We start from the raw sequence: 16,648 nt of genomic DNA, 5'->3' as shown, positions 1-16,648 counted from the left end.
CTCCCCCGTCAGAAATCGTATTTGTTGATGTTCTCTTTGGTAAACACCACCCGCTCCGGCAGCAGCACAATGCCGTTGCCCTTCGCTTCATACTGGTAGCCCTGCACGCTGTTCGGCTCGACCTTCAGCGTACCGATATCTTTCACCTCCACGCTGTCGCCAACGTTAAGATCGCCTTTTTTCAACAACCGATCGGCGACATTGACCGCAATTTTGCCCTGTTGCACCACATCCCACAGGCCGAAGGCTTTCACCGTGCCGCGTTCTACGTACGGACGCATCACGTTAGGCGTGCTGAAGCCGACAATCGCCACCCCTTCTCGCTTCAGGTTTTCCGCCGCCTGCGCCGCCGCCGGCAGGGCGTTGGCATCCGGGGCGATGATCGCATCCAGATCCGGATACGCTTTTAAGATCCCCTCGGCGGTTTGTAGCGATTTGGTGGCATCGTTATAGCCAAACTGCGTGGTCACGACCTGCCACTGCGGATGATCTTTCTCGATTTTGGCCTTCGCCTCTTTCACCCACTGGTTCTGGTCGGTAACGGTCGGGCTGGAGTAAAAGAACGCCACTTTGGCATTCGGTTTGGTGACCTGTTTACCGGCCATGTCGACCAGCAGGCCGCCGAGCTGCGCCGGGGTGCCCTGGTTGATGTAGATGCTGCGGCATTCCGGTTTGGTGTCGGAGTCCCAGGTCAGTACTTTGACGCCACGCTGCATCGCACGCTTCAGCGCCGGGCAGAGGCCATCCGGCGACACCGCCGAAACGATAATGGCGTTATAGCCCTGGTTAACGAAGTTATTGATAAGCTGCACCTGGCCTGAGACGCTGGGCTCGGTCGGGCCGTCGTAGGTGACGTCCACGCCGAGATCTTTACCCGCCTCTTTCGCGCCATTGCCGCCGCTGGTAAAGAAGCCAACGCCCACCAGCTTGGGGATAAAGGCGATGCGGTCCGCGGCCTGTGCCGACGCGAAGCTGAGTGCCATCGCCAGGACTATCAGTTTTGTTTTCATCTTACGCTCCGGGTATGTTTTGTGAGGAGAGAGCGCACCCATTCACGGTGCAAACTCAGTGAACGTCCCATCACCACCACAACCAACAGCGCCCCTGACAGCGCGCTCGACACCTGGTTGGGGATGCCGACCATCTGTAAACCCTGCTGCAGATACCCCACCAGCAACGCCGCCAGGGCCGTACCGATTACCGACCCCGAACCGCCATAGATATTGGCGCCGCCGAGGACCGCTGCGGTCAGTGCAGGCATCAGTAAATCGCGTCCCAAATCCGAACGCGCCGAACCGAAATAGGAGACCATCACCAGCGCAGCAATGGCCGAAGCGACGCCCACCAGGCCATACAGGGCGTAGGGCATCCCGTTGACCGAGAGCGCCGCATAGCGCGCCGCGCGCGGGTTCTGCCCAATCAGAAACAGATGGCGGCCAAAGCGTCCGCGATGGGTAATCAGCCAGAAGAAGACGGTAATCACGGCGAACAGCACCAGCGGGATTGGCAACCCCAGGAACGTGAGGTTAGCGAACGCGGTAAAGCTGTCCGGGAAGCCCCCGATGCCTTCGTAACCGGTCGCCCCCGCCATGCCGGAGAGCAACAGTGCGCCACCGCCGTAGAGATAGAGCGTGCCGAGGGTGATAACCAGCGGGCTGATGCCGGTGTAGTGGATCAGCGCAGCGTTGACCAGACCGCACAGCAGGCCGAGCAGCAACGTCAACGGTATCGCCAGCGCCATCGGCCAGCCCGCCTGCATCATCACCCCCAGCGCGATGGCACACAGGCCGATGGTCGAACCGAGAGAAATATCAATGCCGCCGCTGATGATCACCAGGGTGAGCGGCAGCGCCACAATGCCAATGCAGATAAAATCGCTGGTGCTGAACAGCAGCATGTTGATATCGAGCATGCGCGGATTGATGGCCCCAAAGAGCAGGATTTCCAGCACCAGTAATATCAGCAGCGCGCTTTCCCAGTTAAGCTTCATTTACGCCACCTCTTTTTTGTGTTTCGTAAACGGGGTGACATGCTTCCCCCCTTTGTTACCGGGCTGGAAGCGGCTGTACTTAAGTGCGCGCTGATGCCGGGCCAGCGCCTGTCGCAAGCGCCCGTCGAGCACCAGCACACCGAGCAGCACCAGCCCGGCGATAAAGTCATTCCACCACGCGGGCAGCCTGAACAGCACCAGCACGGTGTCGATTTGAGTCAGGAAAAAAGCCCCCAGTAAGGCGCCAATAAGCGTCCCGGTACCGCCCAGCAGAGAGATCCCCCCGAGTACGCAGGCGGCAATGGCTTTCATCTCCAGCCCGCTGCCGGTCTGGTTAGGTACAAAGCCAATCTGCGAAGCGAAGACAATTCCCGCACACGCGGCCAGCATGCCGTTCAGCGTAAAAGCGATCATTCGCGTCCGGTTCACCGCCACACCCAGCTGGCGTGCGGCGGTAAGGTTATCGCCCACGGCGTAGAAATCGCGTCCGAAGGCGGTGCGCGACAACGTCCATGCGCCGACCGCGGCTAAAAACACCACGCCCATTCCGAGCGGTGAAATACCCATAGCGGCAGGTTCAGAGAGCGATTTCAGGCTCGGCGGTAGCCCTTCAATCCACTTTCCTCCCGTCCACAGCAGCATCGCCCCGCGATAGAGACCCAGCGTGCCGAGGGTGGCCACGATTGCCGGAATACGCAGCCCCACCACCAGAAAACCGTTAAATGCTCCCGCCAGTGCGCCAATCGACAGCGCAAAGAGGATCGATACCGGCAGGGTGTAGCCGCTGTTCAGGGCCACCCCCACGGCAATGGCAGACAGCCCGACGGTAGAGCCGACGGAAACATCAATATTGCGGGTCAACATCACCAGCGCGGCGCCGAGCGCCAGCAGGATCAGGATTTGCGAACTGGCGAAGATCATCCCCAGCGTTTGCAGGCTGAAATAGGCCGGATTGAGCCCCACCAGCACCGCGAACAACGCCAGAATGGCGATGAACGCGCTCAGTTCGCGATTTTTCAGTAAGGTCTTCATGACTGCCCTCCGAATGCCAGCGCCATCATTCTGTCGAGACTGACCGCGTGCCGGGACAGCTCGCCGCTCAGCACGCCCTGGTGCATCACCAGCACGCGATCGGCAAGCCCGGGGAACTCATCCAGATCGCTTGAGATCATCAGCACCGCCACGTTCTGCGCCGCCACGCTTTTGATGAGCTGATAGATATCGGCCCGCGCCGACACATCCACTCCGCGTGTCGGTTCATCGACGATCAACAGCAGCGGGTTCGCCTCCAGACAGCGCGCCAGCAACACCTTCTGCTGGTTGCCGCCGGAGAGCGTGCGCACGGTTTGATCCGCATGGTTAAGCTTGATCCCCAGCGCCCGGTGATAGCGCTCCACCACCGCCGACTCCCGTTTGCGCTGCTGCCAGACCGAGGGCTCATTCAGTGCCACGGTGTTCCAGCGAATCGGCGCATCCAGGAACAAGCCGGAAACCTGTCGGTCCTCTGGCAGGTAGACCAGCCCTTTCTCAAGCCGTGCCGCCACGGGTTCGCCGGTTATTTCCTGATTTTCCAGCCAGACTCGCCCACCGCGCACCGGGCGCAGCCCATACAGCGTTTCCGCAAACTCGGTACGCCCGGAGCCGACCAGCCCGGCGAGGCCAACTATTTCCCCGGCATAGATTTCCATGCTGAGATCGATAAACCCCTCACCGGTAAGCTCTTCCACCCGCAGCACCGGGAAATCCTGCGGCTGCGTGCGGCGATTGCCCGGCAGCGCCAGCCACAGTTTTTGCGCATCACTTAATCCTTTTTCGCGGCTCACCGGCGTCATGGCGGCAATCAGGGCATTATCGTCAAACTGTGCAGTTTCACCGCTGAGCACAATCGCGCCGTCGCGCATTACCGAAACGTGGCTCGCCAGCTGGCGGATCTCCGGTAATTTGTGCGAGATAAAAACAATGCCGACGCCCAGCGCCTGCAACGCGCGGATCTGGCGGAACAGCCGTTCGGTTTCCCCCGGGGTGAGCGACGCCGTGGGTTCATCAAGGATCAGGATCTTCGCGTTGCGCATCAGGCCGCGCAGGATCTCCACCATCTGTTGATCCGCCACTTCCAGGGTGCTGGCGGTGGCATCAAGATTGAGCTGGCACTGCAGCTGCTGGAGTTTCTCCGCCAGCCGTTCCCCCATACCGGCCTCACGCGGCAGGCGGAAAAGGATGTTTTCCCGCACCGTCAGGTTGGGGAAAAGCAGTGGTTCCTGCGGCACCAGATAAATCCCCAGCCTGTGGGCCTGCGCGGGCGAAAGCCGCGCAAACGCGTGGCCGTCAACCGAAAGTTCACCGCTGTCCGGCGTTTCCACCCCGGCGATGATTTTCATCAGCGTTGATTTTCCCGCGCCGTTACCGCCCATCAGCGCATGCACCTGACCCGCAAGCAGCGTGAAATGAATACCTTTCAGGACCGGTACGCCGGAGAACTGCTTGCTGATATCACGTGCTTCGATAAGTGGCGTCATTATCGCTCCGCTATTGAACAAATGATTTTTAGATTTAATAATGTTCAAAAGCGTAGACGGTGAACTATATTTAGAACCGTGCAGGGATCACAAATTTATCGATTAAGATCCACACAGACACAAATCAATCTAAAAGATCTGTTTTGTCGCGTGGTTCACACTTTCTTTCTGCGCGATCACGAACATATGATCTAAATTTTTATAAGAGTTCAATTATGAGCGATAAACGCACTGCGGAAGAAGGTCGTTTTGCCGGGCTGGCACTGTCGGAAGAAGAGCTGGTTGCCCGCGTCGCCTGGTGCTACTACCACGACGGATTAACCCAGAACGACATCGGCGAGCGGCTCGGACTGCCGCGTCTGAAGATCTCGCGTCTGCTGGAGAAAGGACGACAGTCCGGGGTGATCCGCGTGCAGATCAACTCCCGCTATGAGGGGTGTCTGGCGCTGGAAACCGAGCTGCAGCAACGCTTCGGGCTCAAGCTGGTTCGCGTGTTGCCGGCCCTGAATACCCCGCCCATGAATGTCCGGCTGGGCATTGGCGCGGCGCAATCGCTGATGGGCGTGCTGGAGCCCGGCCAGCTGCTGGCGGTGGGATTTGGTGAAACCACCATGAGCAGCCTGCAGCACTTAAGCGGTTTTATCAGCTCGCAGCAGATCCGCCTGGTGACGCTCTCCGGCGGCGTTGGGCCGTATATGACGGGCATCGGTCAGCTTGATGCCGCCTGCAGCGTCAGCATGATCCCCGCCCCGCTTCGCGTTTCCTCCGCCGAAGTGGCCGGGATCCTAAAACGTGAATCCAGCGTGCGGGACGTGATCCTCGCCGCCGCCGCGGCCGATGCGGCGGTGGTAGGCATTGGTTCAGTAAACCAGCGCCGGGACGCCACCATATTGCGCTCCGGCTATATCAGCGAAGGTGAACAGCTGATGTACGCCCGCAAAGGGGCGGTGGGCGATATCCTTGGCTATTTCCTGAACGCCGAAGGGGAATGCGTGCACGAGCTGGAGATCCACCGGGAATTACTGGGCGTCACACTCGATGAACTGGCGCAGTTGCCCACCATCGTTGGCGTGGCCGGAGGTGAAGAGAAAGCCGATGCGATTTATGCCGCACTCAAAGGCCGCCGTATTAATGGCCTGGTGACGGAGGAGACGACAGCCCGCGCGGTGCTGGCTCTGGCGAGCTAAGAGCCTGTCCTGCGCCTGACACGAGGCATGCTCATGAGTTACCTTTTAGCGTTAGATGCAGGGACAGGCAGCGTTCGCGCCGTAATTTTCGATTTGCAGGGCAACCAGGTTGCCGTCGGCCAGGCCGAGTGGAAACACCTGAGCGTGGAGAATGTGCCGGGCTCGATGGAGTTTGATCTCGACATTAACTGGCGGCTCACCTGCCAGTGTATTCATCAGGCGCTGGAGCGCGCCCACCTGAGCGCAGCGGATATCCAGTCCGTGGCCTGCTGCTCAATGCGCGAGGGGATCGTGCTGTATGACCGCAACGGCGACGCCATCTGGGCGTGCGCCAACGTCGATGCCCGCGCCAGCCGCGAGGTAGCCGAACTCAAAGAGATCCACGACTACCGTTTTGAATCCGAAGTGTATGACGTCTCTGGCCAAACCCTGGCCCTGAGCGCCATGCCGCGCCTGCTGTGGCTGGCGCACCATCGTCCGGACATCTACCGCAAAGCCGCCACGATCACCATGATAAGCGACTGGCTGGCGGCAAAACTGTCCGGCGAGCTGGCCGTTGACCCGTCCAATGCCGGGACTACCGGTATGCTGGATCTCTTCTCCCGTGACTGGCGTCCGGCGCTGCTCGACATGGCCGGGCTGCGTGCCGATATCCTCTCTCCGGTGAAGGAGACCGGCACCGTGCTCGGTGCGATCACCAAAGATGCCGCACAGCAGAGCGGCCTGCGCGAAGGCACGCCGGTGGTGATGGGCGGTGGCGATGTGCAGCTTGGCTGTCTTGGGTTAGGCGTCGTGCGGGCCGGGCAAACGGCCGTGCTGGGCGGTACCTTCTGGCAGCAGGTGGTCAACCTGCCGCAGGTACGCACCGACCCGGAGATGAACATCCGCGTGAATCCGCATGTGATCCCCGGCATGGTGCAGGCGGAGTCGATCAGCTTCTTTACCGGCCTGACCATGCGCTGGTTCCGTGACGCCTTCTGCGCGGAAGAGAAACTCATCGCGGAGCGGATGGGAATGGACACTTACTCCCTGCTTGAGGAGATGGCCAGCCGCGTGCCTGCCGGTTCACACGGTGTGATGCCGATCTTCTCAGATGCTATGCACTTCAAGCAGTGGTATCACGCCGCGCCGTCGTTTATTAACCTCTCCATCGACCCGGAAAAATGCAACAAAGCCACGCTGTTCCGTGCGCTGGAAGAGAACGCGGCGATTGTCTCGGCGTGTAACCTGACGCAGATCTCACGGTTCTCAGGGGTAACGTTCGACGGTCTGGTGTTTGCAGGCGGTGGCTCGAAAGGTGCGTTGTGGAGCCAGATTTTAAGCGACGTGACCGGTCTGCCGGTGCGCGTCCCGCAAGTGAAAGAGGCGACAGCGCTGGGCTGCGCGATTGCTGCCGGAACGGGAGCCGGGCTGTTTTCGGATATGGCGGCGACAGGCGAACGGCTGGTGAAATGGAGCCGCGAGTTCACGCCGAACCCGGCGCACCGGGAGCTGTATGACGGTATGATGCAGAAGTGGCAGGCCGTTTATGCCGACCAGCTTGGGCTGGTGGACAGCGGACTGACGACATCGATGTGGCAGGCACCGGGCTTAGTGCGTGCCCCCTCTCCCTGAGAGCTATTACGCCCCCTCTCCCTCCGGGAGAGGGCGTCAGGCCACACCAATATTTGAATCCCATCACAATCGCCGCATTCCCCTTTTCCCTTTTACTCATCGCTGGCTAAATTAGTAACTCATCCGACCACATAACAATAATTTTACACTGGAAGAGACTATGAGCCACTACCCGTCGTTATTTGCCCCCCTCGATCTGGGGTTCACCACCCTTAAAAACCGCGTGCTGATGGGCTCAATGCATACCGGGCTTGAAGAACATCCGGACGGGGCCGAACGTCTGGCGGCCTTCTATGCCGAGCGTGCACGTCACGGGGTGGCGCTGATTGTTACCGGCGGGGTGGCCCCTGCGCCTTCTGGCGTGGGGATGGAAGGCGGTGCGGTGCTGAACGACGCCAGCCAGCTGCCGCATCATCGCGTGGTCACTGACGCCGTTCACCGGGAGGGCGGGAAAATTGCCCTGCAGATCCTGCACACCGGGCGTTACAGCTATCAACCGAATCTGGTCGCACCGTCGGCCATTCAGGCCCCGATTAACCGCTTTACGCCCCATGCCCTCAGCCACGATGAGATCCTGACGCTGATTGACGACTTCGCCCGCTGTGCGGCACTGGCGCGTGAAGCGGGCTATGACGGTGTTGAGGTGATGGGCTCGGAAGGCTACCTGATCAACGAATTCCTCGCGGCCCGCACTAACCAGCGCGACGATGAGTGGGGTGGCGACTACGCGCGCCGCATGCGCTTTGCAGTGGAAGTGGTGCGCGCCGTGCGTGAACGTGCCGGGGCGGATTTTATTATTATCTACCGCCTGTCGATGCTCGACCTGGTGGAAGGCGGCGGGACGTTCGACGAAACCGTACAGCTGGCGCAGGCGATTGAAGCCGCCGGCGCGACCATCATCAATACCGGCATCGGCTGGCATGAGGCGCGTATTCCGACCATCGCCACGCCGGTGCCACGCGCGGCGTTCAGCTGGGTCACGCGCAAGCTGAAAGGGAAAGTGTCTGTCCCGCTGGTGACCACTAACCGCATTAACGACCCTCAGGTGGCGGAAAATGTGATCGCCGCCGGTGATGCCGACATGGTCTCCATGGCGCGTCCGTTCCTTGCGGATGCCGAGCTGCTTTCCAAAGCGCAGAGCGGGCGTGCAGATGAGATTAACACCTGCATCGGCTGTAATCAGGCCTGTCTGGATCAGATTTTTGTTGGCAAGGTCACTTCGTGTCTGGTCAACCCCCGCGCCTGCCACGAAACCAAAATGCCGATTTTCCCGGCGGTGAATAAAAAACGCCTGGCCGTGGTCGGTGCCGGCCCGGCGGGTCTGGCGTTTGCGGTGAATGCCGCCTCGCGCGGCCACAGCGTAACGTTGTTCGATGCCGCCGCTGAGATTGGCGGGCAGTTCAATATCGCCAAACAGATCCCGGGCAAAGAAGAATTTTACGAAACCCTGCGCTATTACCGCCGAATGATCGACCTGACGGGCGTGGATCTGCGCCTCAACCAGTTTGTAAACCCGGCGGATGTAATGGAGTACGATGAGGTGATCCTTGCGAGCGGGATCGCACCACGCAGGCCTGCGATCGAGGGCATCGATCATCCGAAAGTCCTGAGCTATCTGGACGTTTTGCGTGACAAAGCGCCGGTGGGGGCAAAAGTGGCGATCATCGGCTGCGGCGGGATCGGGTTCGATACCGCGATGTACTTAAGTCAGCCCGGCGAACCCACCAGCCAGAACATTGCCGACTTCTGCGTGGAATGGGGTATCGACACCAGCCTTAACCAGTCCGGCGGCTTGCGACCGGAAGGACCCCAGCTGCCGAAAAGCCCGCGTCAGATCGTCATGCTGCAGCGTAAAGCCAGCAAACCCGGTGAAGGACTGGGCAAAACCACGGGCTGGATCCATCGCGCAACCCTGCTCTCTCGCGGGGTGAAGATGATACCGTCGGTGAGCTATCAGAAGATCGATGACGCGGGGCTGCACGTGCTGATCGGCGGTGAGCCGCAGCTGCTGCAGGTGGATCATGTGATTTTGTGTGCGGGTCAGGAGCCGAAGCGCGATCTGGTGGATCCGCTACGTGAGGCGGGAAAAACGGTACACATGATCGGCGGATGCGACGTGGCGATGGAGCTGGATGCGCGACGCGCCATTGCGCAGGGCACAACGCTGGCCTTGAGTCTCTGAGTGACGCAACGCTCACCGGGCCTGCACGCGAGGCAGGCCGGTGTAAACTCAGCGCCCCGCGTTAGCGGCGGCGACCCAGCTTGACGGATTTCAGCACCACGAACTTGTTGTTGGTGGCAACCGTGGTGCAGTTACCGAAGATCTTCTTCAGCTTGTGGAAGTAGTCCAGGTGACGGTTCGCCACGATATACAGCTCGCCGTTAATTTTCAGGCAGCGGCGTGCATGGTGGAACATCTCCCAGGCGACGTTATCCGTCAGGGCGTGTTTCTGGTGGAACGGGGGATTACAGAACACGGCATTAAAGCGGAACGGCTCAACGCCCGACAGCGCGTTATTAATCATAAACTCGCAGCGATCCAGCGCGTCCGGCATGTTAATTTCAACGTTCAGACGACTGGAGGCCACCGCCATCGGCGACTCATCACTAAATACAACGCTCGCTTCAGGGTTCTTCGCCAGCAGCGTCAGGCCAATCACACCGTTACCACAGCCCAGATCGACGATTTCGCCTTCCAGGTTATCCGGCAGATTTTCAATAAAGAAACGCGCCCCGATATCAAGGCCGGTGCGGGAGAAGACGTTCGCGTGGTTGTGGATTGTCCAGTCAGTGCCTTCCAGCGTCCAGCTCAGAGTTTCTGGCGCGTCGGCCAGTTCGGGGGCACTGAAAGTACAGTTAATGAGACGCGCTTTTTTCCAGGCGAGCGTCGTGGTGGTTGGGCCTAGCACTTTCTCGAACAGCTCCAGCGTTGAGGTATGGATATCACGCGCCTTGGCCCCCGCGATAATACGCGTTTGTGGGGTAACGACGTTGCGCAGTGCGCGCAATTGTTGTTCCAGCAGCGCCATTGTTTTCGGCACTTTGATCAGCACCACGCCCGGCGCCTGCGGATAGTCCGCGGTGCTGTCGAGGAACTTAACGCTGGATTCGTCGATGTCGTTGTGGCGCAGGTTTTCCCGCGTCGCCAGCTCGCTCAGGTAGGAATCACCGATGCTGTAAGGCGTGTGTTCTGCCAGAGCACAGCCCAGCGCGCCAAACGCGTCATTCAGGATCAAAACCGGGCCGCTGATTTCAGTGTCATCCAACTGTTGCAGCAGATATTCATCCGCCGCTTCCCACGCCTGAAGCGGGTTAACGTCGTCCGTTTCCGGGAAACGTTTAAGGTTGAGTGAACGGAAACCGTTGTCTAAGTGGCTCATCGGCCCTCCTGAATGGTAAAATTTCGGCGTTATCCCTGAAAAGGGTGCGTGAGTATACCCGTTTTATTGTCAAATTGGGGCGTTGATGAACCAACTAACTTATCTCCAGGGCTACCCGGAGAACTTACTTTCTCAGGTTCGCAGCTTAATTGCCGAGCAAAAGCTGGGCGCGGTGCTGGAAAAACGCTATCCGGGTACGCATGACTTCGCGACCGATAAGGCGCTCTGGCAGTATACCCAGGATCTGAAAAACACCTATCTGAAGAGCGCGCCACCCATCAATAAGGTGATGTACGACAACAAGATCCATGTGTTGAAAAACGCGCTCGGCCTGCACACTGCCGTTTCCCGTGTTCAGGGCGGCAAGCTCAAAGCGAAAGCGGAGATCCGCGTTGCCACCGTGTTTCGTCACGCGCCGGAAGCGTTCTTGCGGATGATCGTGGTGCATGAGCTGGCACACCTGAAGGAAAAAGAGCACGACAAGGCCTTCTACTCTCTGTGCTGCCATATGGAGCCGCAGTACCACCAGCTGGAGTTCGATACCCGTTTATGGCTTACGCATTTATCGTTAAAGAGTAATGCGCAGTAGCGCACTGGTTTTGCAATAATCACGTGCTACAGTGGCTAAAGGTTCCCTGCTACGGAGTACGTAAACGTTTATGATACGTTTCGCAGTTATTGGCACGAACTGGATCACCCGCCAGTTCGTCGACGCCGCCCATGAAACCGGCAAATTTAAGCTCACCGCAGTCTATTCCCGCAGCCTGGAGCAGGCGCAGAGTTTCGCGAACGACTATCTGGTTGAACATCTGTTCACGTCGCTCGATGAGATGGCGCAAAGTGACGCCATTGACGCGGTCTACATCGCCAGCCCAAACTCCCTGCACTTTCCGCAAACGTCGCTGTTTCTCAGCCATAAAAAACATGTGATTTGCGAGAAGCCGCTGGCCTCGAACATTCAGGAAGTGGAAGCCGCGATTCAGCTTGCCCGCGACAATCAGGTGGTGCTGTTCGAAGCGTTCAAAACCGCCAGCCTGCCAAACTTCCTGCTGTTACAGCAGTCTCTGCCGAAGATTGGCAAAGTGCGTAAAGCGTTTATTAATTACTGCCAGTACTCGTCGCGCTATCAACGTTATCTGGACGGTGAAAACCCGAACACCTTTAACCCGGCCTTCTCTAACGGCTCGATTATGGACATCGGTTTTTACTGTCTGGCCTCTGCCGTGGCGCTGTGGGGCGAGCCGCACGGCGTCACCGCCACGGCCAGCCTGCTGGAAAGCGGTGTGGATGCGCACGGCATCGTGGTGCTGGATTACGGTGATTTCAGCGTTACGCTGCAGCACTCCAAGGTGAGCGATTCCGTTCTGCCCAGCGAAATTCAGGGCGAAGCGGGCTCACTGGTTATCGAGAAGATTTCCGAGTGTCAGAAGCTGAGCATTGTCCCACGCGGCGGCAAAGCGCAGGAGCTGACGCAGCCTCAGCATATTAACACTATGCTCTATGAGGCAGAGGTCTTCGCCCGTCTGGTTGAAGACAACGAAGTGAATCACCCTGGGCTGGCGGTCAGCCGCACCACGGCGAAACTGCAAACCGAGATCCGCCGTCAAACCGGCGTGGTCTTCCCTGCAGATGGCGTGGGCGCAGAAGCTATCGCGTAAAGCTGTGTAATGAAACGGTGCAGACCATTGACGAAATCACTGGTCTGACATATTTTGTTACCTGCAAAGGGGAGTAACTTCCTTGCCGGTGGATCGTCATTACGATGCGTGCAAAACCGCATCCGGTCGCCGGGCAACCAAAAAGCCCGTCTTTTTGGTTGTAAGTGAGACCTTGCCGGAAGGCGAGGTCTATGCATAAAAAGCTAACGGCTATCGTCTTCTGACCATGGCCGTTTTTGTTTTTTATGTGTAAGGAAAATAGTATGCATTCTGTCGGCACTCCCATGTTGTGGGGCGGATTCGCGGTTGTCGTGCTCATCATGCTGGCGATCGACCTCTTTTTGCAGGGGCGTCGCGGCGCACATGGCATGACCATGAAACAGGCTGCGGCCTGGTCACTGGTGTGGGTCACCCTCTCCCTGCTCTTCTGTGCTGCCTTCTGGTGGTACCTGGCCTCAACGGAAGGCCGCGCGGTTGCCGATCCTCAGGCGCTCGCGTTCCTCACCGGCTATCTGATTGAAAAAGCCCTGGCGGTCGATAACGTCTTCGTCTGGCTGATGCTGTTCAGCTACTTTGCCGTGCCTGCGGCCCTGCAGCGTCGCGTGCTGGTGTACGGCGTGCTGGGTGCGATTATCCTGCGTACGATTATGATCTTCGCCGGAAGCTGGCTGATTACGCAGTTCGAATGGCTGCTGTATGTCTTTGGCGCATTCCTGCTGTTCACCGGGATCAAAATGGCGCTGGCAAAAGAAGATGGCTCCGCCATTGGCGACCGTCCGCTGGTGAAGTGGATCCGTGGTCATCTGCGCATGACCGACAAGATCGAGAGCGAGCACTTCTTCGTGCGTAAGAACGGCCTGCTTTTTGCCACGCCGCTGCTGCTGGTGCTGATTCTGGTTGAGCTGAGTGATGTGATTTTCGCGGTAGACAGCATTCCGGCTATCTTCGCGGTCACCACTGACCCGTTCATTGTGCTGACATCTAACCTGTTCGCCATCCTCGGTCTGCGTGCCATGTACTTCCTGCTGGCAGGCGCGGCTGAGCGCTTCTCAATGCTGAAATATGGTCTGTCGGTGATTCTGGTGTTTATCGGTATCAAGATGCTGATTGTCGATTTCTACCACATCCCTATCGCTATCTCGCTCGGTGTGGTGTTTGGCATTCTGATCGTGACGTTGCTTATCAATACCTGGGTTAATCGTCAGCACGATAAGAAGCAACAGATGGAGTAATTACGCTCCTTCCTGCTGCCTTTACGCTGGCCCTCTTCCCCCCAGGGAGAGGGCCAGCACACTTTTGTAAATGAATAGTTAAAAACTATGACGCAACACGTAAAATGCAGCATTTTACGCTTCCCTCCGCATCCGGTTTCCCTATACTCAACCAGGCAAACATTTTCTTACATCCGGACATAAATGTGACTTAGAGCACATAAAGGATGGAACGCAATTTCACTTAGGAATTTTTATGAGCACACAATCAACTGGTCTCTTTGCGCGCCTGGCGCAAGGCAGTCTCGTTAAACAAATTCTGGTAGGGCTGGTACTGGGGATTCTGCTGGCAATGGTGTCAAAACCGGCTGCGGAAGCGACGGGGCTGCTTGGCACCATTTTCGTTGGCGCACTGAAAGCCGTGGCACCGGTGCTGGTGCTGATGCTGGTCATGGCGTCAATTGCCAATCATCAACACGGACAAAAAACCAACATTCGCCCTATCTTGTTCCTGTATCTGCTGGGCACCTTCTCTGCAGCCTTAACAGCCGTCGTTTTCAGCTTCCTGTTCCCTTCCTCGCTGCACCTGACCAGCGCTGCGGGTGATATCACCCCGCCATCCGGTATTGTGGAAGTGCTGCGCAGCCTGCTGATGAGCATGGTCTCTAACCCGATTACGGCACTGATGAACGCTAACTACATCGGCATCCTGGTCTGGGCGATCGGTCTTGGTTTTGCCCTGCGTCACGGCAACGAAACAACGAAAAACCTGGTCAACGACGTGTCGAACGCCGTGACCTTTATGGTCAAAATCGTGATTCGCTTTGCGCCAATTGGCATCTTCGGTCTGGTCTCTTCCACACTGGCGACCACCGGCTTTGGCGCACTGCTGGGCTATGCGCAGTTGCTGGTGGTACTGATTGGTTGCATGCTGCTGGTTGCGCTGGTAATTAACCCGCTGCTGGTGTTCTGGCAGATCCGCCGTAACCCGTATCCGCTGGTGTTAACCTGCCTGCGCGAGAGCGGTGTGTATGCGTTCTTCACCCGCAGTTCTGCGGCAAACATTCCGGTTAACATGGCGCTGGCGGAGAAGCTGAATCTGGATCGCGACACCTACTCGGTTTCCATCCCGCTGGGTGCGACCGTGAATATGGCGGGTGCGGCAATTACCATTACCGTGCTGACGCTGGCGGCTGTGCATACGCTGGGCATTCCGGTCGATCTGCCCACGGCGCTGTTGCTGAGCGTGGTGGCGTCGCTGTGTGCGTGTGGTGCATCGGGTGTAGCGGGTGGTTCGCTGCTGCTGATCCCACTGGCGTGCAATATGTTCGGTATCCCGAATGAGATTGCCATGCAGGTAGTGGCCGTCGGCTTTATCATCGGTGTATTGCAGGACTCCTGCGAAACCGCGCTGAACTCCTCAACGGACGTGCTGTTCACCGCAGCGGCATGCCAGGCGGAAGACGCGCGTTTAGCGAAGAACGCGTTACGCGGGTAAACAAAAGCCCGGTGACAAAACGTAAAGCAAAACGGCAACCGAAGGTTGCCGTTTTAGTATTTGACCCTCTCCACAGGGATGAGGGCATCACCCGCACCACACTTACAGCGTCACGCCACTCTTGAAGATCGCCAGTTCGCGGAAGTCATTCTTCTCGTTACAGGTCTGTCTGCCGTTGGCAAACTCCACAATGGTATCCACGAATTCCGTCAGCAACTGCGGCATCCCTTTGCCGTGGATTAACTGGCCTGCATCAAAGTCGATCCAGTGTTTTTTCTTCGCTGCCAGCTCGCTGTTGGTCGCGATTTTGACCGTCGGCACAAAGCCACCGTACGGTGTCCCGCGCCCGGTGCTGAACAGCACCATGTGGCAGCCGGCGCCGGCCAGCGCGCTGGTCGCAACCGCATCGTTACCCGGTGCGCTGAGCAAATTCAGACCGTGCGTTTTAAGACGTTCACCGTAGCGCAGGACATCAACCACCGGGCTGGCGCCCGCTTTTTGCGTGCAGCCGAGAGACTTCTCTTCAAGCGTGGTGATCCCGCCCGCTTTGTTACCCGGAGACGGGTTTTCATAAATCGGCTGGTTGTGGGCGATAAAGTACTGCTTGAAGTCGTTCACCATCGTGACGGTCTTCTCAAACGTCTCTTCGTCGCGACAGTGGCTCATCAGAATACGTTCAGCGCCGAACATTTCCGGCACTTCTGTCAGCACCGTCGTACCGCCGTTGGCGATCACATAATCTGAGAAGCGGCCCAGCATCGGGTTCGCGGTGATCCCGGACAGGCCATCAGACCCGCCGCACTCCAGGCCAAACTTCAGCTCACTCAGCTTGCCCGGCTCACGCCTGTCGTGACGCATCACCTCATACAGCTGGTGAAGGTGCTCAATGCCCGCTTCCACTTCATCATCCTGGTGCTGACACACCATAAAGTGCACGCGCTCGGGGTCAAACTCACCCAGCGTGTCGCGAAACGCATCCACCTGATTGTTCTCGCAGCCCAGGCCAATCACCAGCACCGCGCCCGCGTTCGGGTGGCGGACCATGTTTTGCAGCATGGTGCGGGTGTTGATGTGGTCGTCGCCAAGCTGAGAACAGCCGTAGGTGTGGCTGAACAGGTGCACACCGTCCGTACCTTCGGCGTCATGGGTCTCTTTCAGGAAACGCGTCTGGATTTGACGCGCGATCCCATTCACGCAGCCGACGGTGGGAAGGATCCACAGCTCGTTGCGGATCCCCACCTCACCGTTCGCCCGGCGGTAGATCTGTACCTCGCGATCCGCCGCCTGCGCTTCTTCCGCCGCTAAATCAGGTTGATAGCTGTACTCGTCCAGATCGCTCAGATTGGTGCGGGTGTTGTGGGAATGAATATGCTCACCCGGCGCAATATCCGCCAGCGCATGACCAATCGGGAGACCGTATTTAACAACGTTGTCTCCTTGGGCGATCGGCTTCACGGCAAACTTATGCCCGCGAGTCACCGCCTGACGCAGGGTTACCGTCTGGTTATCAACGGTGACAACTTCACCTTCGGCCAGATCCGCCAGCGCGACGGCAACGTTATCCAGCGAATGGATTTTGATGTATTGCATATCA

At 58.3% G+C, this 16,648-nt stretch carries 13 protein-coding genes; 7 read left to right on the top strand and 6 right to left on the bottom strand.

Annotated features, from left to right (window positions below):
• Window positions 1-8 precede the first annotated feature (8 nt).
• Genes lsrB through lsrA form a run of 4 tightly spaced genes read right to left on the bottom strand, consistent with a single transcriptional unit; the run spans window position 9 to window position 4,506 of the window.
• Window positions 9-1,010 (bottom strand): autoinducer 2 ABC transporter substrate-binding protein LsrB, encoded by a 1,002-nt coding sequence (gene lsrB, locus BH714_RS20320; RefSeq protein WP_032679011.1) that lies wholly within the window; start codon window positions 1,008-1,010, stop codon window positions 9-11.
• On the bottom strand, window positions 1,007-1,990 hold the full coding sequence (lsrD, locus tag BH714_RS20315; RefSeq protein WP_014171712.1) for an autoinducer 2 ABC transporter permease LsrD: 984 nt from the start codon (window positions 1,988-1,990) through the stop codon (window positions 1,007-1,009). Before lsrD ends, lsrB begins: the two co-directional genes overlap by 4 nt.
• A complete protein-coding gene (gene lsrC, locus BH714_RS20310; RefSeq protein ID WP_014171713.1) occupies window positions 1,991-3,022 on the bottom strand; it encodes an autoinducer 2 ABC transporter permease LsrC in 1,032 nt (343 codons plus the stop codon).
• Window positions 3,019-4,506 carry an autoinducer 2 ABC transporter ATP-binding protein LsrA gene (gene lsrA / locus BH714_RS20305; protein ID WP_020883582.1) on the bottom strand — a complete coding sequence of 496 codons (1,488 nt, stop codon included), beginning with the start codon at window positions 4,504-4,506 and terminating at the stop codon, window positions 3,019-3,021. Before lsrA ends, lsrC begins: the two co-directional genes overlap by 4 nt.
• Before the next feature lie 215 nt (window positions 4,507-4,721).
• On the opposite strand from lsrA, the gene lsrR reads away from it, so the two are divergent.
• The 3 genes from lsrR (at window position 4,722) to BH714_RS20290 (ending at window position 9,489) form a co-directional block, all read left to right on the top strand.
• Window positions 4,722-5,693, top strand: coding sequence for a transcriptional regulator LsrR (gene lsrR / locus BH714_RS20300; protein WP_040018787.1), 972 nt, complete (start codon window positions 4,722-4,724; stop codon window positions 5,691-5,693).
• A gap of 33 nt (window positions 5,694-5,726) precedes the next feature.
• Complete coding sequence (lsrK, locus tag BH714_RS20295; protein WP_040018786.1) at window positions 5,727-7,307, top strand: autoinducer-2 kinase; 1,581 nt, start codon at window positions 5,727-5,729, stop codon at window positions 7,305-7,307.
• A 160-nt stretch (window positions 7,308-7,467) separates the two neighbouring features.
• Window positions 7,468-9,489, top strand: a complete 2,022-nt coding sequence (locus BH714_RS20290; RefSeq protein ID WP_040018785.1) for an NADPH-dependent 2,4-dienoyl-CoA reductase — start codon at window positions 7,468-7,470, stop codon at window positions 9,487-9,489.
• A gap of 61 nt (window positions 9,490-9,550) precedes the next feature.
• Here BH714_RS20290 and rlmG read toward each other — a convergent pair whose 3' ends face one another.
• A complete protein-coding gene (gene rlmG, locus BH714_RS20285) occupies window positions 9,551-10,687 on the bottom strand; it encodes a 23S rRNA (guanine(1835)-N(2))-methyltransferase RlmG (protein WP_040018784.1) in 1,137 nt (378 codons plus the stop codon).
• Between the two features lie 85 nt (window positions 10,688-10,772).
• On the opposite strand from rlmG, the gene BH714_RS20280 reads away from it, so the two are divergent.
• From BH714_RS20280 to sstT, 4 genes are all read left to right on the top strand, one after another.
• Entirely contained in the window at window positions 10,773-11,276 is a 504-nt protein-coding gene (locus tag BH714_RS20280) for a YgjP-like metallopeptidase domain-containing protein (protein ID WP_025202954.1), read from the top strand.
• A 70-nt stretch (window positions 11,277-11,346) separates the two neighbouring features.
• Window positions 11,347-12,345 carry a Gfo/Idh/MocA family protein gene (locus BH714_RS20275; RefSeq protein WP_014171720.1) on the top strand — a complete coding sequence of 333 codons (999 nt, stop codon included), beginning with the start codon at window positions 11,347-11,349 and terminating at the stop codon, window positions 12,343-12,345.
• A 263-nt stretch (window positions 12,346-12,608) separates the two neighbouring features.
• A complete protein-coding gene (locus BH714_RS20270) occupies window positions 12,609-13,577 on the top strand; it encodes a TerC family protein (protein WP_020883576.1) in 969 nt (322 codons plus the stop codon).
• 235 nt (window positions 13,578-13,812) lie between these two features.
• Window positions 13,813-15,054, top strand: a complete 1,242-nt coding sequence (gene sstT / locus BH714_RS20265) for a serine/threonine transporter SstT (protein WP_040018783.1) — start codon at window positions 13,813-13,815, stop codon at window positions 15,052-15,054.
• A 102-nt stretch (window positions 15,055-15,156) separates the two neighbouring features.
• Here sstT and BH714_RS20260 read toward each other — a convergent pair whose 3' ends face one another.
• Window positions 15,157-16,644: a UxaA family hydrolase gene (locus BH714_RS20260; protein ID WP_014171723.1), complete on the bottom strand. Its 1,488-nt coding sequence runs from the start codon at window positions 16,642-16,644 to the stop codon at window positions 15,157-15,159.
• Window positions 16,645-16,648 lie beyond the last annotated feature (4 nt).

Source organism: Enterobacter ludwigii (genome assembly GCF_001750725.1).
In the GTDB taxonomy this organism is placed as follows: domain Bacteria; phylum Pseudomonadota; class Gammaproteobacteria; order Enterobacterales; family Enterobacteriaceae; genus Enterobacter; species Enterobacter ludwigii.
Note: the sequence above shows the minus strand (reverse complement) of the source record. Positions and strands in the feature narration are given on the sequence as shown.